This is a genomic window from Sphaerisporangium flaviroseum, from assembly GCF_039537005.1.
GTDB lineage: Bacteria > Actinomycetota > Actinomycetes > Streptosporangiales > Streptosporangiaceae > Sphaerisporangium > Sphaerisporangium flaviroseum.
The window spans coordinates 278,331-302,727 of sequence record NZ_BAAAZR010000020.1 but is presented as its reverse complement, the minus strand read 5'-3'; the positions used below and the strand labels follow the sequence as shown (position 1 = coordinate 302,727).

Sequence of the window (24,397 nt, the reverse complement as noted above, 5' to 3'; positions counted from 1 at the left end):
GGGAGCACTCGCCCTGAGGGACTGCGAAGATCAAGAGGGTTGGGACGGCGTACGGGTTTGGGCCGTGGCGTGATGAGAATCCGCTTCATGTTCCACTCCTTCGGTACGGGCTCACACTTCCCTACGTCACTAGTCGGCGGACAGGTCCTATTCCTCACTGGGTATTTCGACGGCCGGAGGCGCATGGACCCGGCCTCATCTCTTCTTTACCCTTTCTTGGACTGTCGCAGACGCTTTCGACCTCAGTTTCTCTGATCTTGGTTTGCCGTGGAACCCCTAGCCGCCCCCAGGTAAGGCGGGGGTCGCAGCCTGTGAGCACGGCGTCCGTGACGTGTGAGGGGGTGGACATATCCGAAGGCTAAAAACGCAATGTTTCCGATAAAGACAGGATTTGTTGCAAGCTCACACCTCCGTAGCGGCCGAAGAAATCCCGGTTGTTGCTGTCGTGGCCGGTGTTGCGTCGGCGCTTCCGGAGGCCAGCATGGCCCCGAGGCGTAGTGCCTGTTCGGTCGCGCCGCCCAGACCGAACTCGATCTGCTTGGCGTGCAGGAAGTAGCGGTGCACGAAGTACTCCTCGGCGATGCCCATGCCTCCGTGCACGTGCACGATCGCGTGGGCCACCCGGTGACCCCCGTCCGCGGCCCAGAACTTCGCGGTGGCGACCGCCTCCGCCGCCTGCCGCTTCTGTCCCTCCACCCTTCCCTGGGCCTCCGCCTCCGCCCTCGCCTCCTCCGACAGCAGCCAGGCCGCCTGCCACATCGTCAGCCGGATGGCCTCCACATCTATGTGGCAGTCGGCGAGCCGGTGACCCACGGCCTGGAAGGAGCCGATGGGGCGGTTGAACTGGTGGCGCTTGCTGGTGTACTCGGCCGCCGCTTCGAGCGCCCGGGAGGTGACGCCGAGTTGCAGCGCGCACAGGCCCAGCGTCGCCATGTCACGCGAGCGGCTCACCAGGTCGGCGGGATCGTCTCCGGGATCGCCCAGCACCGCGTCGTACGGCAGGGTGAGGTCGAGGTGGAGCAGCCCGGTGGTCTCCCTCGCCGTGGTCCGCTGCGGCGTGATCGTCATGCCCTTCGTCCCTGCCGGGACCAGGAAGAGGCGCTCACCGGCAGGCACCAGGATGAGATCGGCCACGGTCGCGGCCGGGACGCCCGTCCTGACGCCTCCGAGCCGCCAGCCGTCCCCGGTCCTCCGGGCGCTCACCTCGGGCGCGCCGACCGGCCCGGCGAGCGCGGCCGTCAGCACCCGCTCGCCTTGTACGGCGGGGCGTACCCAGGTTTCGCGCTGCTCGGGGGTGCCGAAGGTGGCGATGGGCCAGGCGCCCAGCACCGCCGTCGCGTGGAGCGGCACCGGGGCGAGGACGCGCCCGGCCTGCTCCAGCACCAGGCACTGCTCCAGCGTGCCGTACCCGCCCCCGCCCAGGCCGGCGGGCAGCGCGATGCCGAGCAGCCCCGCCTCGGCCAGCGTCGACCACAGTGCGCGGTCGAAGCGTTCGGCCCCGCGGCTCTCCACTTCGGTGAGGGACTCGTGGGTGACCCGGTCGGTGAGGATGCGCCGCGCGAGCCGCATGAGCTCGTGCTGGTCGTCCGTATAGGCGAAGTCCATGTCTCCCTCAGCGTGGAGCGGGTGGGTCTGTCTCGGCACAGGGCGCGATGGCCACGGCGTGTCTCAGCGTGGTGGGCGGGGCATGCCGAGACCGATCATCGCGATCATGTCCCGCTGGATCTCGTTGGTGCCGCCGCCGAAGGTGAGCATCAGGATCGTGCGGTACATGCGCTCGATCCGCCCATGCAGCACGGCGCCGGGAGTGTCGGTCAGGTGGGCGTCCTCGCCGAAGCACTCCATGAGCAGGCGGTACGCCTCGATCGCGAACTCGGTGCCGAAGATCTTGGTCACCGACGCGTCGGCCGGCCCCACCTTGACCCCGTGGTCGAGACCCCAGGCGATCTTCCAGTTGACCAGCTTGAGGAACTCCACCTTGGCGTGGACCCGGCCGAGGTTGGCCCGCACCCACTCCTGGTCGATGACGCGGCGCCCGTCGGCGAGGTGCGTGGCCGCCGCCCAGTCACGCGTGCCCGCCAGCACGGCCTGGATCCCGGCCGCCGAGCACAGCGCCACCCGCTCGTGGTTGAGCTGGCCGGTGATCAGCTTCCAGCCGTCGCCGGGCTTGCCCACCAGCGCGGTGAGCGGGACGCGTACGTTGTCGTAGAAGGTCTGGCTGGTGACCTGACCGGCCATCGTGGGCACCGGCGACCAGCTGAAGCCGGGGGTGTCGGTCGGCACGAGGAACACCGACAGGCCCTTGTGCCGCGGGGCCTCGGGATCGGTGCGCACGGCGAGCCACACGTAGTCGGCGGGGGCGATCACGCTCGTCCACATCTTCTGCCCGTTGATCACCCACTCGTCGCCGTCGCGCTCCGCGCTCGTGCGCAGCGCCGCGAGGTCGGTGCCGGCCTCGGGCTCGGAGTAGCCGATGGAGAAGTGCATCTCCCCGGCGAGGATCCTGGGAAGGAAGAAGTCCTTCTGCTCAGGGGTGCCGTACTCCATCAGGGCCGGCCCGACGCTGCCCAGGGTGAGCAGCGGGATCGGGACGCCCGCGGCCATGGCCTCGTCGGCGAAGATGAGCTGCTCGACCATCGTGCGGCTCTGCCCGCCGTACTCCTTGGGCCAGCCGATGCCGAGCCATCCGTCTTGCCCGAGCCGCCGGATGATCCGGCAGTAGGCGCTGTCCTTGCCCATCGAGGCCGACTCGCCCCCGGACATCTCCTCGCGGAGGGAAGGGGTCATGATCTCGGCGAAGTAGTCGCGAAGCTCGGCGCGGAGCTTCTCCTGCTCTGGCGTGTAGGCGATCTTCATGGTGCAACGTTCATGGTCTCATCCCTCTCGGCGGAGGTATCGTGCCACGTGGACCTGGTTGGAGCAATCGCTTGGTGGGTTACGGGGGAAGGATCAGGTCGAGCACGACCGAGGCGATCGTCGACAGGACGGCGGCCGAGAGCAGCCAGAAACCCCACCGGATCAGCCGGTACTTGCGGTCGACGATGCCGCTCACCCGGAGGACCTGGTCGGCGATCCTCCTCAGGTCGGGGGCGGACGCGGCGACCAGCGCGTTGGCCAGCGTGTGGACCGACTCGAACCGCATGACGTCGCCGTAGTACGCGACGATCCTCGGGTCCTTCACGTGCGATATGCCGGTCCTCGGGTAGACCGCCCCCGCGAGGCAGGCGAGGGCCCCGAGCGCCGTGACCGTTCCCGCCCACCACAGCCATTCGACCGAGTTCGCCAGCCGGAACGGCGACCATCCGCCCGCGATCAGCCCGCCGACGACGGCGCCGAGCCCGACACCGGCGACGCCGAGCAGCACCTGGGCCTTGGCGTCGGCCTTGTTGACCTCCTCACGCGTCTCGGCGAGAAGCCGGAGCGCGTAGGCACGGGCGGCGGCCTCCGCCTCGATCCGGGACAACGGCTGATGGGTGGCCAGAGCCTTCCCTAGACGACGTAGCACGCTCGGGTTCCAACCCTCCGGTCGGCCATAGGCACGCGGTGTGCCGCATCTGCGGGCGAGCATGCCATGAGCCACCGGCAGTCGTACAGGAAGAAATACACGCTCACCGGCCGCCACCGGGAGAGTCGCGCGCCTCCGCGGCACGCCGGGTCTGTATCGTGCGTCTAGTCGTCCGAACCGACCGCTTGGTAGGTGACAGTGGATCCGCGAACCCCTGTGCTGGTCGGCGTGGGCACGGCACGGCAGCGCTGCGAGGACCCGGTCGAGGCCGTCGACGCCCTTGAGCTGATGCGCCGTGCGGCACTGGGGGCCGGGCCACCGGCCCTGCTGGAACGGGCGGGGCTGGTGCTGGTCCCCCGAGGCACCTGGAAGTACGCCGATCCCGGCAGGGCGCTCTGCCCTTCGGCGCGCACGGTGGTCGCCCAGCTCGGGGTCCTCCAGCAGACGCTGATGACCCGTGCCTGCGCGGAGATCGCGTCCGGAGCCGTCGACGTCGCGCTCGTCGCCGGGGGAGAGGACCGGCACCGGTGGCTGCGCGCGAAGATCACCGGGGCGTCCCTCCCGGAAACCGTCCCGGGGCTCCCCCCTGACGAGGTGATGGAACCCAAAGAGGACATCCTCTCCCCGCTGGAGAGCGAGCGAGGGCTGATCCTGCCGGTGCGGCAGTACGCCGTGCTGGAGACCGCGCTGCGGGCGGCCGAGGGGGTGTCCCCGGCGGAGCACGCCCGGGAACTGGACCGGCTGTGGTCGGCCTTCCACTCCGTCGCGACGGACCCGGTGGCGGGCAGGAAGGACATGCTCTCCTTTCCCTACCGCAAGTGGCACTGCTCGCAGTGGAACGTCGACCAGGCGGCGGCCCTGATCTTCTGCTCCGCCGGGTTCGCCAGGTCACTCGGCATCCCCCGGGACCAGTGGGTCTTCCCGCTCGCGGCCGCCGAGTCGAACGTCATGATCCCGATGACGGCCCGGCCGTCCCTGCACCGCTCCCCGGGGTTCGCCGCCGTGGGCGCCGCCCTGGCGGACCTCACCGGCATCTCCGCGCCGGACGTCGACCATCTCGACCTCTACAGCTGCTTTCCCTCGGCGGTCCGCATCCAGGCCCGCGAGCTGGGCGTGACCGGCCGCGACGACCTCACCGTGACCGGGGGCATGCCCTTCGCCGGAGGCCCGCTGAACAACTACGCCCTCCAGGCGACGGCGGAGATGGCCCGGGTGCTCCTCGAGGACCCCGAGTCGACGGGCCTGGTCACCTCGGTCTCGGGGATGCTCACCAAGCAGGCCGCGGGCCTGTGGTCGTGCCGGCCCCACGAGTCCGGCTTCCGCTGGGAAGACGTAACCCCAGGGACGGAGGCCGTGCCGCTGGTGGCCGGCTACACGGGCCAAGGCGTCGTCGACGGCTACACCGTCACCTACGAGAACGCCACCCCGGCCCAGGCCATCGCCGTCGTCTCGGCCCCCGGCGTGAGAACCGTCGCGACCTCCCGCGAACCCCTCACCTCCATGATCGAAGAAGAATGGGTGGGCCGCCCCGTTGAGGTCAGGGACGGCCACTTCTTCTGACGTAGGGCTGAAACGCCGATACGCAGAGGGGTCGCGGGGCTGTCACGACGACGGGGCGGCCGGGTCCCGGTCCTCCATGGCGAGGGAACGCTTCAGGAAGTCCAGTTGGAGGAGCAGCAGGTTCTCGGCGACGGCTTCCTGTGAGGCCATGTGGGTCATGCCCGGAAGGGGGAGCACGGTGTGCGGGCGGCCCGCGGCGGTGAGCGCGGTGGAGAACCGCAGGGTGTGGGCCGCGATCACGTTGTCGTCCGCCAGGCCCTGGATCAGCATGAGCGGGCGCCGCAGGTCGGCCGCCTCGTGGATGATCGAGCTGCGCGTGTAGTTGTCCGGCTCCTCGTCCGGGTGGCCGAGGAAGCGTTCCTTCCAGTGGGTGTCGTAGAGGCGCTGGTCCGTCGGCGCGGCCCCCGCGACGGCGGCGTGGAACACATCCGGACGCCGCAGCACGGCCAGCGCGGCGAGGAAGCCGCCGAACGACCAGCCGCGGATGCCCACCCGGGACAGGTCGAGGTCGGGGTGACGCTCGGCCGCCGCGTGCAGCGCCGCCACCTGGTCCTCCAGTACAGGGGCCGCGACGTCGCCGCGGATGGTCTTCTCCCAGGCGGGCCCGCGGCCGGGGGTGCCCCGGCCGTCGGCGACCACCACGGCGAAACCCTGCTCGGCGAACCACTGGGAGACCAGCAGCGTCGGGATGCGAGCGGCCAGGACGGACTGGAAGCCGGGACCGCCATAGGGATCCATGAGGACGGGCAGCTTCCCCGACCCGGGCCGATGCCACGACGGCAGCAGCACGGCCGTACGAAGCTCCCGCTCGCCGGCCCGTATGAGCTCGACGCGGGGCGTGAGCACGGGCTTCTCCGCGTGCGAGGCGATCTCGGCGACCGGCTTCCCGTGACGGTGGACGGTCACCACGGTGCCGTCGTGGTCGAGCGACTGGGCGCTCACCACCGTCGTTCCCCCGGACAGCCGCCCGTCGTACACGCCGGGAGCCTCGGTGAGCCGCTGGAGGCCCTCGCCGGGGCAGTAGGTCCACAGGTGGCTCTCGGTCGGCTCATGGGTGGCGGCGAACAGGACCGTGTCGCCGTCGACGTCGAGGATCGCCTGCACCTGAAGCCCCGGCGGGGTGACGCGGTCGTCGTCCACGAGCAGATGCCGGGTCTCGCCGTGGTCGCCGGTCCAGACCAGGGCGCCGGACGCGGTGAGCGCCGGCACGCCGGGCACGATCTCCACCCAGGCCGGATCGCGGTCCTCGCGGCGTACCGTGGTGGCCCCCGTTCCCGGATCGACCTCCAGGATCCGCGTGGTCTTCTGGTCCCGGCTCTGCACGACGACCAGGAGAGCCGTTGCCCAGTGCACCGCGACGACGTACTCGAAGGCGGCCCGGTCCCAGTCGACGGCCACGCGCGAGCCGTCGAGGCCGATGAGCCACAGGGAGACGTCCGCGTTGGCCGTGCCGGCGCTGGGGTAGGCGATCTGCCGGGGTGGGGTCGCCGGGTTCGCCGGATCCGAGATGTACCACCGCTGCACCGGAGAGGTGTCGACCCGCGCCACGAGCAGGCCGGAGCAGTCGGGCGCCCACCAGTGGCCCCGGTCGCGTCCCATCTCCTCCGCCGCCACGTGCTCGGCCAGCCCGTACCCGACCTCGGGGCCGTCGGGCTCGGCCAGGGCCCGGTCGTTGGAGCCGTCGGAGTCGACGACCCGCAGCGCGCCCTGGGCCACGTAAGCGATCCGCGCCCCTGATGGGTCAGGGCGGGGATCGATCACCGGCCCGGAGACGCGCAGTTCGGCCGCCTGCTCCCTCTTGTCCTGTGAGCCGTCCAGGCGAGTGGTGTACAACCGGCCGGAGAGCGCGAACGCGGCGAGGCTCCCGTCGGCGTCGGTCGCGTACCCGACGACACCGCTCGACTTCTCGCGCGACCGCTCGCGGCGGGCCTTCTCCTCGTCGGGGATCTCCTCCTCCCCCTCGTGGAGGGTGCGAGGGTCCACGACGACCCACTCCTGGCCGCTCATGACGTCGAGCGTCCACAGGCAGGTCACGGGGTCGTCCCCGCCGGAACGGAGGAACACCACCCGGCGGCCGTCGGGTGAGATGCCGAACCGCCGGGGGACGCCGAGGCTGAATCGCCTGGTACGGGCGAATTGGCGGGGGAAGTTCCGTTCACTCATGCTCGGCATGCTGCCAGAGGATCGCCGGTGCTCGCCCGCTGCCAGAGGATCGCCGGTGCTCGCCCGCCGTCCCCTGACGCCCGCACCGGCCGCGGCGCGCTCACCTCGGCCGGTCAGCCGTGGCGAAGAATGAAGTCGTCCTCGTCGTCTCCCCATCCGACGGAGCCGACGGCCCACAGGCGGGAGGTCCCGGGCACCCGCGCGATGCCCGTCTTGCCGACGTCGTCGGACTCGGGATACTGCTGGTCCTCCTCCGTCGCCCGGAACGCCGGACCGTACGACCGGGTCCACTTCTGCCCGTCGAAGTGCAGGAACAGCACCTGGCGCGAGTGGTCGGCGTCGACGCCGCTGATCCAGACGTCGTCCGCGCCGAAGGCCGTGACCCCGTCGAGCCTCCCCCGCGAGGCCGGGACCTCGATCTTCTGCCAGGAGGCGCCGTTCCAGTGGAGGACGAGCGGCACCTCCGTCGTGTCGCCGGACGACGACACGCTTCCCACCGCCCACACGTCGGAGGGGGTGATCATCCAGACCCTACGCAGCACCCCGCCGGGGATCTCGGGGGTCTGGCCACGCTCCCATGACTGGATGTCCGGCCCCGACACCGCGCTGCCGTGCCACACCATCGGCATGCCGGGGCGGCCGTCCGAGGTCAGGGCGTCGGCGCCGACCGCCCATACGTGGCCGGGTTTGGCGGTGACGGCCGTGAAGTACCCGTCGGCATGGAGGGCGTTACGGAAACCCTTGCCGGTCCACTCGGTGATCATGCCTTGCGAGGAGTTGCGGCCCACGAGCCAGGCATGGCCCTTGTTGGTCGCGACGTCGGACAGGAAGTAGTCGTCGGCCGCGCCGAAGGGCTGCATTTCGGTCCAGCGGCCGCCGTTCCAGCGCGCGGCGTAGGGGCTCTGGCCGTTGCCGACGATCCACACGTCGTCGGGGCCGGCGGCGCTGACGCCCACCAGGTGCCAGACCTTGGACGGGTTCACGGCCGTCTGCGTCCAGCGGCTTCCGTCCCAGTGCTGGAGGGCCGGGGTGCCCTCCCTGTCCTCCGCGCTCTCCTTGTACCCGACCGCCCAGGCGTCGCTCGGGCCCGTCGCCGCGATGTCGAGCAGCGCCGCGTCGCCTTCGAGGTCGGCGCCGGGGACGGGCTTCCAGCCGGAGGAGGCGGCCACCTCACCCGTGGTGCCGGACGCCGGCGTACCGCTCGGGGACGGCCCGTCCGAGGGTGCCGTGGAAGGGGTCGCCGGCGATCTCGTGGGCGCCTGCGCCGCAGGAGTCCGCGTCTGGCCACCGCCACAGGCCGTCAGCAGGACCATGCAGGCAATCGCGATCGGCCACCGGCGCTCTCTCCCCATGGCACTGCATGCTTGCAGGAAGTGTCGCGGCCACGCCACTGGTGCGGCTCGAACGCGTCGGGTGCAGGCGGAACGGGGCGTGGCCTAGCCGCCGATCCGCCGCGCGACGTCCTCGTACACCTCCAGGACCAGGTCCCAGAAGCGGGGGACGTCGAGCGAGGTGCCGACGAGGGCGTTGGGCGCGCGGTCGCCCAGGACGAAGTCGGTCACGGTCATCCCCGAGGTGAACCGGCCCGCCGTCTCCACCTGGACCACCGCCGGGTCCACGGTGACCAGCGAGGGGTCGATGAGGTAGGCGATCGCGCACGCGTCGTGGATGGCCGGGCCCTCGGTGGCCGTGACCATGCCGTAGAACTCCACGCACGGCACCAGCAGGTCGGCGCCGAGCCGTCCCATCGTCCGCATGCGGTCGACGACCTCGCCGACCGCGAGAGCCTGGCGGCTCACGTCCAGGCCGATCATCGTGACCGTCCAGCCCGCGTCGAACACGATGGCGGCGGCCTCGGGGTCGGCGGCGATGTTGAACTCCGCGGCGGGGGAGTGGTTGCCCCGGGTGTACGAGCCGCCGAGGATCGCGAACTCGCGCGCCCACTCGACGATCCTCGGCTCCTTGAGCAGGGCGAGGGCCACGTTGGTCAGCGGGCCGATCGCGACCAGGGTGACCTCGCCGGGAGCGGCCCTGAGCGTGTCGATGATGAAGTCGGCGGCGTGCCCCTCGGCCGGTGGAAGGGTGGCCTCAGGCAGCCGGGCCTCGCCCAGGCCGTGCTCTCCGTGGACACCCGCCGCGTTCACCGGAGTGCGAAGGAGGGCGCCGGCGCTGCCGGCCGTGATGGGAATGCCGGGAAAGCCGAGAAACTCCCGCAGCCGGAGCGCGTTGCCCGTCGTGTGACCGAGATCGACGTTGCCGCCCACCGTGGTGATCCCGAGGATGTCCAGCGCGGGGCTCCCGTGCGCGAGCGTGAGGGCCAGCGCGTCGTCGATACCCGGGTCACAGTCGATGATGATCTTCTTGGGAGCCACTCCTGTAGCTTGGACGATGCCCCACATCACCGGCAAATCCCGGCCGGGGCTCAGCGGCGGATGACGTGCAGGACGCTCGCGATCCGTTCCGCCGCCGTGACGATGTCGGAGGCGTGGCCGATGCGGCCGGCCCACGACAGCCAGAACCACCACTCCCCATCAGCGGCGTTGGCGGCGAGCACGTCCTCGGTGACGGCGGGGGCCATGGGGTTGATCACACGCAGGCGCGGATAGAGGCCGGTGCGCGCCGTGAGGCGCACCTGGAAGGCGTGGGCCTCCAATTGCGCGGCGAGTCGCTCCAGGTGGTCGATGGCCTCGGCCGACTGGATCCTTGGTTCTGCCGTCTTCATGGTGGTCTCCAGCGGGGACGTGGGGGACCGGTTGGGGACCAGCGTGGACCTGGCCGGAGTAACCGGCAATCAGAGCAAATCCACTGATAAGTGGAATACCGTCGTGTGGCAGCAGGCTTTACGTGGAAACCACGCGGATGCCCTGGGCCTCAGTCCCATAACGGTCTAGGTCTTTAGGTGCCGACTGGTTAACATCTGGGAAACATCCGTAAGGCCGGACACTCCAGTGGCGGAGGGCAGACATGGCCCGTGGGGAACACTCCCCGGCGTGTGCGCGACGCTGGCGAGAGCAGGCCGTTTCCCGGCAGTGGAGTCACTGGCAGACGGCTCAGGCCATCAACGGCTGCTGCGGGGTGAGCCTGCTCAAGGCCCACCGGCTCGCGCGCGGATGGTCGGCACGGCAGGCCATCGAGGAGCTCGAGCGGCTGTGCGAGACCCACGCCCTCGGCCTGCCCCGCGCCAGCATCGACCTGCTGAACGCCTGGGAGAACAACCGCGCGCGCCCCCGGCCGCAGACCATCGACCAGATCGCCCGGCTCTACTCGGCCAACGCCGTGCGCCTGGGCCTGGCCGCCGACTACTGCGACGACGGTGACGGGCCCGACGTCCTGGTCGTCGCCCCCGCCCACGTCGGCCAGGCGGAGGAGGACACCGCCCCGCAGACGCGGCCCGCCGCCCCCGATCTCGACGACGAGGCCGAGCGCCGGGCGCTGTTCCACCACGCGCTGCTGAGCTCGGGCATCCCCCTCAACGGCCGCCTGCTGGCGGAGGTCGAGCGCACCCGCCAGGACATGGACCGCACGCTCGCCGCTGGCACGGTCAGCGAGGACCAGCTCGACCGGCTCGACGAGCAGGTCCTGCGTTACCGCCGCGAATACATCAAGAGCGCGCCGCTGCCGATGCTCTACCGCCTGATGCTCGAGATCGCCGACGTCCGCAGGCTCGCCTCCGCCCGGCAGCCGGCCGTCACCCAGCGCCGCCTGCTGAACGCCACCACGATGCTCGCCCTGCTGTCGGCCGACGCGCTCATGAAGCTCGGCGACACCCGGCAGGCGCACGCCTGGTACGGCACGGCCCGCGCGGCGTCGGACGACATGGGCGAGGTCAGGTTGCGCGCCCTGGTCCGGGCGCAGGAGGCCATGCTGCCCTACTACTACGGCGACCTCGGCGAGACCGTACGGCTGGCGCGCGAGGCCCGGATGCTGGCCGGGAGCGCTCCAAGCTCGCCCGCGGCGCTTGGCGCGGCGGCCGAGGCGCGGGCGCTGGCGCGCATGGGCGAGCACCAGGCCGCGCGCGTCGCGCTGGCCGAGGCCGAGCGCATCTTCTCTCGCATGCCCCGCGAAGGCACCGACCACCTGGCGTTCCGCTTCTCCGAGCGGCGGCTGCAGTTCTACCGCATGGGCACGCTCATCGAGCTGGGCGAGGCCGAGCAGGTGCAGGAGTGGATCTCGCGGCCCTCCAACCCCTACACGATCGACCCGGCGCTCGTCCTGCTCGACCAGGCGGCGCACGTCGCGCGAGAGGGCGGGTACGACGAGGCGTGCCGGCTGGCCGAACAGGCGCTGACGCAGGTGCCGCCCGAGCACCGCACCTCGATCGTGGTCACGCGGGCACGCGCCCTGCTCGCGAGCGTCCCGCGGGGACATCGGCGCACGTCAGCCGCGCGACATCTCCACGACCTGCTCGCGGAATCAGGCCCGCAGCTAGCGCTGGAACGCCCATGAGAATGCTGGCGGACGAGGCCGCCGCGATCCTGCGGGATGTGTGTGAGAGCGTCGGCCTCGACGCCCGGGAAGCCCGGCTTCTGCGGGTGCGGAGCAACGCGGTCTTCAAGCTCCGCGACGACATCGTGGTCCGCATCGCCACCGCGCCGGACGCCCTCACCCGGCTGCCGGTGGTGCTCGCCGTGGCCAGGTGGCTGGCCGATCAGGGTTTCCCGACCGTGCGCCCGGCGGACGAGTTCGGCGAGCAGCCTCTTTCGTACGATGGGCGCGTGGTGACGTTCTGGCACTACGTGCCGGCGAGCGGGCGTCCGACGACGACCCAGCTCGGCAACATCCTGCGCAGCCTGCACCAGCTTCCGGTTCCGCCGTTCCCGCTGAAGCGGCTCGCCGACCCGCTCGCCGAGGTGCGCGAGTCGGTCGAGCAGCGCAAGGAGGTGCTGACGCCCTGCCAGCGCGCCTGGCTTCGCGACCGGGTCGCCGAGCTCACCGCGCGGTGGTCGGCGCTGGACACGGCGGGCCCTGCGGTGCTGCTGCACGGCGACGCGTGGATCGACAACCTGTTGCGCTGCCAGGACGGCCACGCCGTGCTGTGCGACTGGGACGGGGTCGCCGTGGGCCCTCGCGAATGGGATCTCGTGCACACCTACCACGGCCAGCGCAGGTTCGGCCTGACGGCGGCGGACGTCGACGACTTCGCCGGGGCCTACGGTTCCGACCTGCGTGGATGGCACGGCTACCCCACGCTCATGGAGATCAGGGACATGTACGCCGTCGGCATCCACATCCGCAACGCGGCTCGCGACCCGTTCTCGCGCAAGGAGTTGCCGCGCCGGCTCGACTCCCTGACCCGCGGCGACGGCCAGGCACGCTGGTACCTGGCCGAACCGGCCTGAACGAGGACTTCGGAATGACCCCTGACCGGCTTCCCCTGGACGCGGGGCTGCTCTCGCCCGTCCGGGCGGGTGCGATCGTGGAGTGGGCGACCTCCGACCAGGCGTTCCTCCGGGGGATGCTCGACGCCGAGGCCGCGCTGGCGAGGGCGCAGGCACGGCTCGGCATCGTGCCGGCGTGGGCCTCCGAGGGCGTCACGGAGCTGTGCGACAAGATTGAGATCGATGTGGTGGAGCTGGCGCGGCGTGCCCGGGGCGCGGGCAATCCGGTGGTCCCCCTGCTGGCGGAGCTACGCGCCGCGAACAGCGATTTGAGCGGATATATCCACCGTGGGGCGACGAGTCAGGACATCGTGGATACGGCGCTGATGCTGATGGCGACCCGCGCGCGTGAGGTCATCCTGGCCGACCTCGACCGCATCCTGGCCGCGCTGGCACGGCTCGCCGACGAGCACCGCCGTACCCCCATGGCCGGGCGCACGCTCGGCCAGCACGCCGTGCCGGTGACGTTCGGCGTGAAGGCGGCGGGCTGGCTGCTGCTCGTGCTCGACGCGCGCTCGGCCCTCCGGGACGTACGGCCGCCCGCCCAGCTCGGCGGTGCCGCGGGCACTCTGGAAGGGCTCGGCCCGGCCGAGCTCATCGACCGGTTCGCCGACGAGCTGGGCCTGGCGCGACCCGTACTGCCGTGGCACGCGCGGCGGACGGCGGTGGCCGGTCTCGGCGCGGCGCTCGCCACGACCACCGGGGCGCTGGGGAAGATCGCGGCCGACGTCGTGCTGCTGGCCCAGAACGAGATCGGCGAGGTGGCCGAGCCGGTGGCCCCCGGACGCGGAGGGTCGTCGGCGATGCCGCACAAGCGCAACCCTGTGCTGTCCATCCTGGTGCGGTCGGCGGCGTCGCAGGTGCCGGCGCTGGCGCAGATCCTGCAGTCCTCGCTGGTGTCCGAGCACGAGCGGGCCGCGGGTGCCTGGCACGCCGAGTGGCTGCCGTTCCGCGAGTGCCTGCGGCTGACCGGAGGAGCCGCGGAGACCGCCGCCGAGCTGTGCGGGGGCCTGGAGATCTTTCCCGAGCGCATGCGTGCGAACCTGGAGGCCACCGGCGAGCTGTCCGGCGGCCTCGGCGCGTCCGTTGACCTGGTCGACCGCGCGCTGGAGGCCTATCGCACGAGCCGGTGACCACATCGGCGGGTACGACTGGATGGTCACGCCGGCGCGGACAAGGAGCAGGGAGACGACGTGGAGTTGCGATATCGGGTCGACGGGCCGGACGACGGGCCGTTGCTGGTGCTGGGACCCTCGCTCGGCACCACCACGCACCTGTGGGAGCCCCAGGCGGCCGAGCTGAGCCGTACGTGGCGGGTGCTCCGCTACGACCTGCCGGGCCACGGCGGCTCTCCCTCGGTCAAGGACGGCTTCTCCATGGAGGAACTGGCCAGGGCCGTCCTCGCACTGGCGGACACCGACCGCTTCGCGGTGGGCGGGGTGTCGCTCGGCGGGGCGGTCGCGCTCACCATCGCGGCCATCGCGCCTGAGCGCGTCTCGGACCTCGTGCTCTGCTGCACCTCGGCGCGGTTCGGAGAGCCGGGGCCCTGGCACGAGCGCGCCGCCAAGGTGCGGGCCGAGGGGATGACGTGGCTGGCGGGCATCGTGACCGCCCGCTGGTTCACGCTCGGGGTGGATCCCGAGCTGGCCGAGCCGGTCCAGACGACGCTGCTCGGGACCGATCCGGAGTCCTACGCGCTGGCCTGCGAGGCGATCGCGGCCTTCGACCTGCGCGACCGGCTGCCCGAGGTCGCGGCGCGCACCCTGGTCATCGCGGGGGACAAGGACCCGGCGACCCCCATCCAGCATGCCGAGACGCTCGCCGAGGGCATCCCCGGCGCGCGGCTGGCGGTGGTCGCCGACGCGGCGCATCTGGCGAACGTGGAACACGCCGACGTCGTCTCCGGGCTCATGTCGCGGTTCCTCGGCCACGGCCTGGGGCTCAAGGTGCGGCGGGAGGTGCTCGGCGACGCCCACGTCTCCCGTGCGCAGGCGGCCACCACCGACTTCACCGCAGAGTTCCAGGACTTCATCACCCGGTACGCCTGGGGCGAGATCTGGACGCGCCCCGGTCTCGATCGCAAGACGCGCAGCTGCGTCACCCTCACGGCACTGGTCGCCCGCGGTCACATGGACGAGCTCGCCATGCACGTCCGGGCCGCGCTGCGTAACGGCCTGACCCCGGACGAGATCAAGGAAGTGCTGCTCCAGACGGCCGTCTACTGCGGGGTGCCGGCGGCCAACGCGGCCTTCGCCGTGGCCCAGAAAGTCCTGCGGGAGCATGGCTGAGCGCGCTCGGCGGAAGGGCCGGGAGCCGCGACACGCGTGATTCGTTTGTGATTCAGGGACCCAGCCGGTAGGGTCAACCGTGTTGCAGTCGTAGTTTCCTCGAACGTCTTTTCAAAAAGCGCCCGCGGGAAGTTTCCTGACAGCGGTCGTTCTGCTTCTTCAGCGGTTTCGTGGATGCAGGGTATGGTCCGCTACGCAGCCCCGAGCCGCCGACTTGGCGGCCCGGTGAAGCTCCATACAAGGAGAAGCAGAGTTGTCTGAAGGCACCGTCAAGTGGTTCAACGCCGAAAAGGGCTTTGGGTTCATCGCTCCGGACGACGGTAGTGCCGACGTGTTCGTGCACTACTCGGCGATCACCTCTGGTGGCTACCGCAGCCTGGATGAGAACCAGCGCGTCACCTACGTGACCGTTCAGGGGGCCAAGGGCCCGCAGGCCGAGCAGGTTACCGTCATCTGACGTCAGCCATTCTCATCTGGGCCCGTACCGATTAATCGGTACGGGCCCTAAGATTTCCCGGCCACGGAGGCGGGCTTTGCCGCTCCACGGCGATCCCGCTTCCGTCGTGGCAGATATTTTGCCCGCCTCAGGGTAGATGCGGGCGAGTGAGACTCACCCATACCTCAGACCTGTGGTGGAAGAACGCCGTCGTCTACTGCCTCGACGTTGAGACGTACGCCGACGGCAACGGTGACGGCATCGGTGACTTCCGCGGTGCCACCCAGCACATCGATCACCTCGAACGGCTCGGCGTGACCTGTATCTGGTTGATGCCGTTCTTCCCCTCCCCCGACCGTGACGACGGATACGACATCACGGACTTCTACAGCGTGGACCCCCGGCTGGGCACGCTCGGCGAGTTCGTCGAGTTCATGCGCACGGCGCGCGACCGCGGGATCCGCGTCATCGCCGACCTGGTCGTCAACCACACTTCCGACGAACACCCGTGGTTCAAGGAGGCGCGCTCCAGCAAGGAGTCGCGCTACCGCGACTGGTACATCTGGTCCGACACCCCCGAGCCCGACGACCCCAAGGGCGTGGTGTTCCCCGACAAGGAGAACAGCCTCTGGCAGCTCGACGAGGAGAGCGGGCAGTACTACTACCACCGCTTCTACCGGTTCCAGCCGGACCTCAACGTCGGCAACCCCGAGGTTCGTGACGAGATCGCCCGTGTCCTCGGCTTCTGGATGGAGCTCGGGCTCTCCGGGTTCCGGGTCGACGCCGTGCCGTTCCTGGTGGAGGACGTCTCCAAGAAGGAGGAGGGCTCCAAGGAGGCGCCCGCCGGCGAGCAGGATGGCAAGAAGGCCGGTAAGGGGCAGGACGCGAAGAAGCTCCCGGACGTGCACGACTTTCTGCGTGACCTGAGGGCGTTCATGAACCGCCGTGACGGCGGCGCCATGCTCCTCGGCGAGGTCAACCTGGAGTACCCCGACCTGCTGAAGTACTTCGGCAACGACCTCGGCAACGAGGTCACGATGTGCTTCGACTTCATCGGCATGCAGCGCATGTACCTCTCGCTCGCCCGAGGCGACGCGAGGCCGCTGGCGGAGTCCCTGAAGGAGCGCCCGGCTCCGCCCAAGGACAGCCACTGGGCGACGTTCGTCCGCAACCACGACGAGCTCACGCTGGACAAGCTCTCCGAGCCGGAGCGCCAGGAGGTCTTCTCCGCCTTCGGCCCCGACAAGGACATGCAGTTGTACGGCCGCGGGCTGCGCCGCCGCCTGCCGCCGATGCTGGACGGCGACCTGCGGAAGATCAAGATGGTCTACAGCCTGCTCTTCTCGCTGCCGGGCACGCCCGTGCTCTTCTACGGCGAGGAGATCGGCATGGGGGAGAACCTCCGGGCCGAGGGCCGCCAGGCCGTACGGACGCCGATGCAGTGGACCCCCCACCGCAACGGCGGCTTCTCCACCGCGGACCCGAAGTCCTTCCGCAACCCCCTGGTCGAGGGAGAGTACGGTCCCGAGCACATCAACGTCAGCGCCCAGCGGCGCGACCCCGACTCGCTGCTCATGTGGATGACCAAGCTCATCGAGCAGTACCGGGGGTGCCCGGAGCTGGCCTGGGGTGACTACCAGGTGCTGGACACCGGGGAGTCCTCCGTGCTGGCCCATCGCGCGGACATCGACGGGGCCACCGTGCTCGCCATGCACAACTTCGCCGACAAGGAGGTCACCTTCGACCTCACGCTCGACGGCCTCGACGACAGCCAGGTGCTGACCGACCTGCTCCTCGACGGCACCTCGAAGATCTCATCGGACGGCCGGGTCACCATCGAGCTGGATCCGTACGGCTGCCGCTGGATGCGAGCATCCGAGCCGGAACTCGCCCCGGCCGACGCGGCGGACGTGAAGGAGTCCGAGGCCCAGAGCCGTTCGTAGCGGCCGGGATCTGTAGCGGGGGGCCTGCCGGGCCCCCTGCGGAGATCTGGGGTCGTTCGCCCTGGTGAACCGGGATCGACCCTGGCTCGGATCCGCTTCAGGGCGCGGTGAGGTCGGGGTCGGCTCGGGGGCGCTCCAGGGCCGGCTCCGGCCGATCTCCGATGCCTCTGCGTCATGCCGGCGGCCAAAGTCAAATGCATGACGAATCGTTTGACGACCGGTGGGTTCACCGCCATCACCGGCGGTGCCGCCGCGATGGTCACGCTCCACGTGGCCTCGGATCTCGACCCGCTGCGCGACATGATCAGCGAGTACGCCTTCCGCCCGTATGGCTGGTTGCTGGCGGTCTCGCTGACGCTGTTCGCCGTGGGCTCGGCCCTGCTGGCCCTTGAGATGGCGCGGCGCCATGCCGAGCGTCTGACGGTCGTCCTCGTGGGTGCGTGGGCCAGTTGCATGTTGATGGTCGCGGCGTTCCCCACGGACCAGCCGGGGATGTCGCTCTCCATGTCGGGAGGCATCCACCGCTACGCCGCCTTCGCCGCCTTCGTCTGCATGCCGGTCGCGGGACTGGCGGTGGCGGCGCGCGGGGGCAGGCACTCCCGGTCGCTGCGAGGCCTGAGCCTCGCCGCGGGCTTCTTCCTGGTCCTGGTGCTCGTGCCCTACCTGATCCGCATGCTCGGCCTCGACCCCGGTGCCATCCCCGCCGGTCTCACCCAGCGCCTGGTCGTGGTCACCGAGGTCGTGGTCCTCGTGTTGATCGGTCTGTCGGCCGCCGCAGGCCGGGAGAACGCGCGGGTACCCGTCCGGGATGTCCGGCCCCGGCGGGGAAGTGACGGCTCAGAGAAGCCCGAGCTGCCTGACGGCGTCGCGCTCCTCGCCGAGCTCGCCCGTCGAGGCGTCGATCCGCTCCCGGGAGAACTGGTTGAGCGAGAGGCCCTGGACGATCTCCCAGCGACCGCCACGGGAGACCGCGGGGAACGAGGAGATCAATCCCTCGGGCACGCCGTACGAGCCGTCCGACGGGAGCGCCACGGAGGTCCAGTCACCCTCGGGCGTGCCGTTCACCCAGTCGTGGACGTGGTCGATGGCGGCGTTGGCGGCCGAGGCCGCCGAGGACGCGCCCCGCGCCTCGATGATCGCGGCGCCGCGCTTGGCCACCGTGGGGATGAAGGTGTCCCGCAGCCAGCCCTCGTCCACCTGCTCGGCGGCGATCTTGCCGTTGACCTCGGTGTTGTAGAGGTCGGGGTACTGGGTGGCGGAGTGGTTGCCCCAGATGGTCATCTTGGTGATGGCCGTCACCGGGACGTCCAGCTTGGCGGCGAGCTGCGACAGCGCGCGGTTGTGGTCGAGCCGGGTCATCGCCGTGAACCGCTCGGCGGGGACGTCGGGCGCGTGCGACTGGGCGATCAGCGCGTTGGTGTTGGCCGGGTTGCCCACGACGAGCACGCGAACGTCGTCGGCCGCGTGGTCGTTGATGGCCTTGCCCTGCGGCTTGAAGATCCCGCCGTTGGCCTGCAGCAGGTCGCCCCGCTCCATGCCCGCGGTGCGCGGACGGGCGCCCACCAGCAGCGCGATGTTGGTGCCGTCGAAGGCGCGATTGACGTCATCGGTGACGTCGATGCCCCGGAGCAGCGGGAACGCGCAGTCGTCGAGCTCCATGGCGGTGCCCTCGGCGGCCTTGACGGCCTGTGGGATCTCCAGCAGGCTCAGCCGTACTGGCACGTCCGGGCCGAGCAACTGGCCTGAGGCGATGCGGAAGAGCAGCGCGTAGCCGATCTGGCCGGCGGCGCCGGTGACGGTGACCTTGACGGGAGCCTGCGTCATGACGTTCCCCTACGTGGGCGGTTGACGGTATTCCGAACAGCCGAAGGGTATCCGCTTGTTTCCCCGCCCCTCGAACGCAGGCCCTCCCGGAGCGCGCCGCGCGGCCGTTGACGCTTGATCCATGCGGGCCTACTGTACGGAGATTCGGTCCGTCGGCATCAGACCGGGAGGTGCGGTATGCCCGCAGTCGAAACCGTTCGCGGTCCCGTGGACGTCGACGACCTCGGCCAGACGCTCATGCACGAGCACGTCTTCGTCCTGTCGCCCGAGCACATCGACAACTACGGCAGAGGCGCCTGGTGGGACGAGGAGCACCGCGTCGCCGACGCGATAACCAAGCTCCGGGCGCTCGCCGCCAAGGGAGTCGGCACCATCGTCGACCCCACGGTATGGGGGCTCGGCAGGTACATCCCGCGCATCCAGCGCATCGCCGCCGAGGTGCCCGACCTCAACATCATCGTGGCCACCGGCCTGTACTCCTTCGACGACGTGCCCTTCCAGTACCTGCACCGCGGCCCGGGGCAACTGTTGGACGTGCCCGAACCCATGGTCCTCGACTTCATGCGGGACATCACCGAGGGCATCGCCGACACCGGCGTCAAGGCGGCCTTCCTCAAGTGCGCGGTCGAGGAGCGCGGCCTCACCCCCGGAGTCGAGCGCATCTGCCGGGCCGTCGCGCAGGTCCACGGCATGACCGGCGTGCCCATCACCGTCCACACCAACGCGTTCACCGAGGCCGGGCTGGCGACCGTCGACCTGTTCGCCAAGACGGACGTCGACATGACCAAGGTCGTCCTCGGCCACTCCGGGGACTCCAACGACCTCGACTACCTCATGCGGCTCGCCGACACGGGCGCGACGCTTGGCATGGACCGGTTCGGGCTGGACGTCTTCAACCCCACCGCCGCCCGCGTGGACACCATCGCGAGCCTCTGCGCCCGCGGATACGCCGACCGCATCGTCCTCAGCCACGACAGCGCCTGCTTCATGGACTACTTCGGCGGCGCGTGGGACCTCGCGCTGGCCCAGGCCGCCCCGAACTGGCACTTCGGCCACATCCACGACGACGTGCTCCCCGCACTCCGCGAGAAGGGCGTCACCGACGACCAGATCCACCAGATGCTCGTCGACAACCCCCGCCGCCACTTCTCCTGAGAGACGGGGTGCTCCTGGGCCATTGCCGGCCCTCTCCTTGACGCCCGTATGATGCCCGCCCGGCCCAGGACCCCTGCGGAGCGCCGTGGCCGGCCGGGAGCCGGTGCCGCCGTTTTACGCGGTCGTGCGCACTATAAGGATCACGGCACGGCCGCGTAAAAAGACGTGGTTTTCCACCGGGGGAAGAGGCGACACTCGAAGAGTGCCGGCGGACGGGGCGGCGCACCAAAGGGGGGAGGTGACGCGATGAGAACGATGAGCCTTCTCGGGGCCGTCGACCTACCGGCCAGGACGCGTTCGGTGCCGATCGCAAGGGCATTCGTACGGGGACTGCTGGACGTCGCGGAGTACCCCGAGATCGACCACGTGGAACTGCTGGTGAGCGAGCTGGTGGCCAACGCCGTGCGCTACTCGCACCCAACGTGGGGCGAATGCGGGCTGGTGCGGCTGGCGGTGAGCGACAACGGCCACGCCCTGCATGTTGAGGTGATCGACGAGGGTTCCCTCTCCCGCATCCCGACCATTCCCGCACAGGTGGACCCGCTCAGCGAAAGCGGCCGGGGGCTCTGGCTGGTCCAGGAGCTGTCCTCCGACTGGGGCTGGAACGAGGACGAAGCAGGACGAGTCATCTGGTTCGACGTGTCACGCTGATCTCCACTACGCGTTGCTCTTAGCAAACAAGCCGTCGGCTCGGATAGGCCACCTACGCACCTCTTCTCCTGACAGTCGACCTTCTGGGGTGCCGGATGTGTTGGTGTCACCATCTCGGCGCGCTGGGGTGGTCCTGGGTTGGGTGGGAATCACTCGGGTTCCCCGATCAAATGGGTGCCGGGAGGGCCTCCATAGGGTTGGTCAGCCCTTGGACTTCTGGCGATTGTGACTGTTGGTGCCGAGGGATCTATCCCCGCCCGTTACCCGGTTGATCGGGGTACCCGAGTGTTGCCCACCCAAGATCGTGACCTGCTAAGACGCTGGGCGTGTTCGCAGAGCCGAAGACGCCCAGCGTGTTGACAGAGCAGAAGACCTATTTCAGGCCCTTGTCCAAACCGGCCTTGCGGAGGGCCTCCGCGAGGGCTCCGCCGCCTGACCCGCCACTAGACCCGCCACTAGACCCGCTACGTGATCCGCCGCGGTCCTGCCTTGGCCGGCCGCCGCCGCGGCGTTCGTCGGGCTTCTTGCCGCCCTTGCGGCCCTGGTCACCGTCACCGCCGCGGGCGGTGGGCTCGTCGTCGAGGCGCAGGGTAAGAGAGATGCGCTTGCGCGGGATGTCGACGTCGAGCACCTTGACCCGCACGATGTCGCCCGGCTTGACCACCTCACGCGGGTCCTTGACGAAGTTCCTGGACATCGCCGACACGTGCACGAGGCCGTCTTGGTGCACGCCGACGTCGACGAACGCGCCGAAGGCGGCGACGTTGGTCACGACGCCCTCCAGCAGCATGCCGGGCGCGAGGTCGGAGATCTTCTCCACGCCTTCCTTGAAGGTCGCCGCCTTGAAGGCGGGCCGTGGGTCGCGGCCCGGCTTCTCCAGTTCCTTGAGGATGTCGGTGACCGTCGGCAGGCCGAAGGTGTCGTCGGCGAAGTCGGCGGGCTTCAGGGCGCGCAGCACCGTGCCGTTGCCGATCAGCGTCTTGAGGTCGCCGCCGGCCGCGTCGATGATGCGCCGCACCACGGGATACGCCTCAGGGTGCACGCTTGAGGAGTCGAGGGGGTCGTCCCCGCCGGGGATGCGCAGGAAGCCGGCGCACTGCTCGAACGCCTTCGGGCCGAGCCGGGGCACGTCCTTCAGGGCGCGGCGTGACCGGAAGGGACCGTTGGCGTCCCGGTGGACCACGATGTTCTCGGCCAGGCCGGACCCGATGCCCGACACGCGCGTCAGCAGCGGCGCCGACGCGGTGTTGACGTCCACACCGACGGCGTTGACGCAGTCCTCCACCACCGCGTCGAGCGAGCGCGAGAGCTTGCCTTCGGACAGATCGTGCTGGTACTGGCCGACGCCGATCGACTTAGGGTCGATCTTGACGAGCTCGGCCAGCGGGTCCTGCAGCCTGCGGGCGATGGACACCGCGCCGCGCAGCGACACGTCGAGCTCGGGCAGCTCCTGGGAGGCGTACGCCGAGGCGGAGTAGACCGAGGCCCCGGCCTCCGACACCACGATCTTGGTCAGCTTCAGCTCGGGATGCTTCTTGATGAGCTCGCCGGCGAGCTTGTCGGTCTCGCGGGAGGCGGTGCCGTTGCCGATGGCGATCAGCTCGACGCCGTGCTCGCGGGCGAGCCGCGCCAGCACGGTGATCGACTCGTCCCAGCGGCGCCTCGGCTCGTGCGGGTAGATGGTCTCGGTCGCGACGACCTTGCCGGTCGTGTCCACGACGGCCACCTTCACGCCCGTACGCAGGCCCGGGTCGAGGCCCATGGTCGGGCGGGTGCCTGCGGGCGCGGCCAGCAGGAGATCGCGGAGGTTGGTGGCGAACACGCGCACCGCCTCCTCCTCCGCCGCCTGCCACAGGCGCATGCGCAGGTCGATGCTCAGATGGACCAGGACGCGTGTGCGCCAGGCCCAGCGCACGGTGTCGGTCAGCCAGCGGTCGGCCGGCCTGCCCTGGTCGGCGACGCCGAACTTCCGCGCGATCCGCGCCTCGTAGCCGTTCAGCCCGTCGCCGGGGGGTGCCTCCTCCGGCTCCAGGGTGAGTTGGAGGATCTCCTCCTTCTCGCCCCGGAACATCGCGAGGATGCGATGCGACGGCAGCTTGGTGAAGGGCTCGGCGAAGTCGAAGTAGTCGGAGAACTTGGCGCCGGTCTCCTGCTTGTCGTCCTTGACCCGGGCCACCAGCCGGCCTCGCGACCACATCTGCTCGCGCAGGGCTCCGATGAGGTCGGCGTCCTCGGCGAAACGCTCGATCAGGATGGCCCGCGCGCCCTCCAGCGCGGCGGCGGCGTCCGCGACGCCCTTCTCGGCGTCGACGAAGACCGCCGCGGCCGCCAGCGGCTCGCGTGAGGGGTCGGCGAGAAGCCCGTCGGCGAGCGGCTCCAGCCCCGCCTCCCGGGCGATCATCGCCTTGGTGCGGCGCTTGGGCTTGTAGGGAAGGTAGATGTCCTCGAGTCGTGCCTTGGAGTCGGCGGCCATGATCTGGGCTTCGAGCGCGTCGTCGAGCTTGCCCTGGGATCGGATGGACTCCAGGATCGCCGTACGCCGTTCCTCCAGCTCGCGCAGGTAACGCAGGCGCTCCTCGAGCGCGCGCAGCTGCGCGTCGTCGAGCATCTCGGTCGCTTCCTTGCGGTAGCGGGCGATGAACGGCACCGTGGCACCGCCGTCGAGCAGCTCGACGGCCGCCTTCACCTGCCGTTCGCGCACGCCGAGCTCTTCGGCGATCTGCTGATGAATGGAGATCGTCACGATCCGGGTCCGCCTTCGTTTGAGGTTCGGGGACGATTCTGCATGCTCCGCACCCCGATTGTCGCGCCGTGGCACCCGGACCTGTCCGCTGAGCCTTACTCGTCGTCCTCCCAGGTGACGATCAACTCGTTGCGCCGGCCGAAGCGCTCCAGGTGGCTGCCCAGCACATCTTGCACCGTCGCCAGGGTCTCGGGGTCGGGCGCGGTGGCGTGCATCACCAGCCGGGTGGGCTCGGGGACGAGGACGCCCTCGCCGGCCTGCAGGGTCAGATGGAAGCCGCCGCCGGGCCGGTCCCGCACCTGGATCCTGCGTCCGAGATGGGAGGCGAGCTGCTTGGCGTAGCGGCCCGCGGCGTCGGTGGCGACTCTCGCGGTCGAGCTTGGCATGGTCGGCTCCTCAGTTCAGTTGAGCGCTCAAGTATTACCATACGTCAGCGAAGCTGCGAGACTGGAAGCGCGTGACCTGGGAACCGCGGCGTCCGGCGCTCCGCGCGTCGAGGAAATGCCGTGGCGGCGCCGCGGTGACAGGGAGATGGAGGCTGGTGTGAGGACCATTCTGGTGCTTGTCGGATTGATCATCATCATTTCGTGCGTGCTCATCCTCGTGCGCACCTGGACGCCCCGCCGTACGCAGGAGCTTCCCCCCGCCGACAATCCGAGGGAGATCCTCAAGCGGCGCTACGCCGCCGGAGAGATCGACGAGGACGAGTACCTCCGGCGGATGTCCGGCCTCTCGCAGGACTGGTAGCCCC

General features: G+C 70.2%; 21 protein-coding genes and 1 pseudogene. 11 read left to right on the top strand and 11 right to left on the bottom strand.

The annotated features are described in order from the left end of the window. Positions 1-402: 402 nt before the first annotated feature. The 3 genes from ABD810_RS26830 to ABD810_RS26820 form a co-directional block, all read right to left on the bottom strand. Positions 403-1,605, bottom strand: a complete 1,203-nt coding sequence (locus ABD810_RS26830; protein ID WP_344946165.1) for an acyl-CoA dehydrogenase family protein — start codon at positions 1,603-1,605, stop codon at positions 403-405. A gap of 63 nt (positions 1,606-1,668) precedes the next feature. Continuing rightward, positions 1,669-2,856 (bottom strand): acyl-CoA dehydrogenase family protein, encoded by a 1,188-nt coding sequence (locus tag ABD810_RS26825; protein WP_344946162.1) that lies wholly within the window; start codon positions 2,854-2,856, stop codon positions 1,669-1,671. Positions 2,857-2,935: 79 nt separating this feature from the next. Beyond that, positions 2,936-3,505 (bottom strand): Pycsar system effector family protein, encoded by a 570-nt coding sequence (locus ABD810_RS26820; protein ID WP_344946160.1) that lies wholly within the window; start codon positions 3,503-3,505, stop codon positions 2,936-2,938. Positions 3,506-3,703: 198 nt separating this feature from the next. Between ABD810_RS26820 and ABD810_RS26815 the strand changes: the two genes are divergently transcribed. Next, on the top strand, positions 3,704-5,065 hold the full coding sequence (locus ABD810_RS26815; protein WP_344946157.1) for a hypothetical protein: 1,362 nt from the start codon (positions 3,704-3,706) through the stop codon (positions 5,063-5,065). A gap of 42 nt (positions 5,066-5,107) precedes the next feature. On the opposite strand, the gene ABD810_RS26810 is transcribed toward ABD810_RS26815, so the two are convergent. The 5 genes from ABD810_RS26810 to ABD810_RS26790 all read right to left on the bottom strand — a co-directional run bounded on the left by ABD810_RS26810 (position 5,108) and on the right by ABD810_RS26790 (position 9,950). Further along, positions 5,108-7,228, bottom strand: coding sequence for a S9 family peptidase (locus tag ABD810_RS26810; RefSeq protein ID WP_344946154.1), 2,121 nt, complete (start codon positions 7,226-7,228; stop codon positions 5,108-5,110). Between the two features lie 113 nt (positions 7,229-7,341). After that, a complete protein-coding gene (locus ABD810_RS26805; protein ID WP_344946151.1) occupies positions 7,342-8,397 on the bottom strand; it encodes a hypothetical protein in 1,056 nt (351 codons plus the stop codon). A 1-nt stretch (position 8,398) separates the two neighbouring features. Beyond that, positions 8,399-8,563, bottom strand: a complete 165-nt coding sequence (locus ABD810_RS26800) for a hypothetical protein (protein ID WP_344946148.1) — start codon at positions 8,561-8,563, stop codon at positions 8,399-8,401. A gap of 101 nt (positions 8,564-8,664) precedes the next feature. Further along, on the bottom strand, positions 8,665-9,600 hold the full coding sequence (locus ABD810_RS26795; protein WP_344946146.1) for a nucleoside hydrolase: 936 nt from the start codon (positions 9,598-9,600) through the stop codon (positions 8,665-8,667). A gap of 50 nt (positions 9,601-9,650) precedes the next feature. After that, positions 9,651-9,950, bottom strand: coding sequence for a hypothetical protein (locus ABD810_RS26790; protein WP_344946143.1), 300 nt, complete (start codon positions 9,948-9,950; stop codon positions 9,651-9,653). Positions 9,951-10,192: 242 nt separating this feature from the next. Between ABD810_RS26790 and ABD810_RS26785 the strand changes: the two genes are divergently transcribed. The 7 genes and pseudogenes from ABD810_RS26785 to ABD810_RS41125 form a co-directional block, all read left to right on the top strand. After that, a complete protein-coding gene (locus ABD810_RS26785; RefSeq protein WP_344946140.1) occupies positions 10,193-11,674 on the top strand; it encodes a helix-turn-helix domain-containing protein in 1,482 nt (493 codons plus the stop codon). Beyond that, on the top strand, positions 11,671-12,567 hold the full coding sequence (locus ABD810_RS26780; RefSeq protein WP_344946136.1) for a phosphotransferase enzyme family protein: 897 nt from the start codon (positions 11,671-11,673) through the stop codon (positions 12,565-12,567). Before ABD810_RS26785 ends, ABD810_RS26780 begins: the two co-directional genes overlap by 4 nt. Positions 12,568-12,581: 14 nt before the next feature. After that, positions 12,582-13,739, top strand: coding sequence for a 3-carboxy-cis,cis-muconate cycloisomerase (gene pcaB, locus ABD810_RS26775; RefSeq protein ID WP_344946133.1), 1,158 nt, complete (start codon positions 12,582-12,584; stop codon positions 13,737-13,739). A 60-nt stretch (positions 13,740-13,799) separates the two neighbouring features. Next, a complete protein-coding gene (gene pcaDC, locus ABD810_RS26770; protein WP_344946130.1) occupies positions 13,800-14,894 on the top strand; it encodes a bifunctional 3-oxoadipate enol-lactonase/4-carboxymuconolactone decarboxylase PcaDC in 1,095 nt (364 codons plus the stop codon). Between the two features lie 253 nt (positions 14,895-15,147). Beyond that, positions 15,148-15,351, top strand: a complete 204-nt coding sequence (locus tag ABD810_RS26765) for a cold-shock protein (RefSeq protein WP_248959313.1) — start codon at positions 15,148-15,150, stop codon at positions 15,349-15,351. Between the two features lie 146 nt (positions 15,352-15,497). Further along, a complete protein-coding gene (locus tag ABD810_RS26760) occupies positions 15,498-17,273 on the top strand; it encodes an alpha-amylase family protein (protein ID WP_344946123.1) in 1,776 nt (591 codons plus the stop codon). Positions 17,274-17,447: 174 nt separating this feature from the next. Then, a pseudogene (locus ABD810_RS41125) lies at positions 17,448-18,026 on the top strand (DUF998 domain-containing protein); the annotation flags it as partial. Positions 18,027-18,110: 84 nt separating this feature from the next. Here ABD810_RS41125 and ABD810_RS26755 read toward each other — a convergent pair. Continuing rightward, the gene (locus ABD810_RS26755; protein ID WP_344946120.1) at positions 18,111-19,097 is read right to left on the bottom strand and encodes a malate dehydrogenase; all 987 of its coding nucleotides are present in this window, start codon (positions 19,095-19,097) and stop codon (positions 18,111-18,113) included. 177 nt (positions 19,098-19,274) lie between these two features. On the opposite strand from ABD810_RS26755, the gene ABD810_RS26750 reads away from it, so the two are divergent. Both ABD810_RS26750 and ABD810_RS26745 read left to right on the top strand, forming a co-directional pair. Beyond that, a complete protein-coding gene (locus tag ABD810_RS26750; protein WP_344946117.1) occupies positions 19,275-20,252 on the top strand; it encodes a phosphotriesterase family protein in 978 nt (325 codons plus the stop codon). Between the two features lie 246 nt (positions 20,253-20,498). After that, positions 20,499-20,903 carry an ATP-binding protein gene (locus ABD810_RS26745; RefSeq protein WP_344946114.1) on the top strand — a complete coding sequence of 135 codons (405 nt, stop codon included), beginning with the start codon at positions 20,499-20,501 and terminating at the stop codon, positions 20,901-20,903. 373 nt (positions 20,904-21,276) lie between these two features. Here ABD810_RS26745 and ABD810_RS26740 read toward each other — a convergent pair whose 3' ends face one another. Both ABD810_RS26740 and ABD810_RS26735 read right to left on the bottom strand, forming a co-directional pair. After that, positions 21,277-23,646 carry a Tex family protein gene (locus ABD810_RS26740; protein WP_344946111.1) on the bottom strand — a complete coding sequence of 790 codons (2,370 nt, stop codon included), beginning with the start codon at positions 23,644-23,646 and terminating at the stop codon, positions 21,277-21,279. Between the two features lie 95 nt (positions 23,647-23,741). Then, on the bottom strand, positions 23,742-24,032 hold the full coding sequence (locus tag ABD810_RS26735) for a DUF2218 domain-containing protein (protein WP_344946108.1): 291 nt from the start codon (positions 24,030-24,032) through the stop codon (positions 23,742-23,744). A 157-nt stretch (positions 24,033-24,189) separates the two neighbouring features. Here ABD810_RS26735 and ABD810_RS26730 point away from each other — a divergent pair, with 157 nt between their 5' ends. After that, entirely contained in the window at positions 24,190-24,393 is a 204-nt protein-coding gene (locus ABD810_RS26730) for an SHOCT domain-containing protein (RefSeq protein ID WP_344946105.1), read from the top strand. The last annotated feature ends 4 nt before the right edge of the window (positions 24,394-24,397 follow it).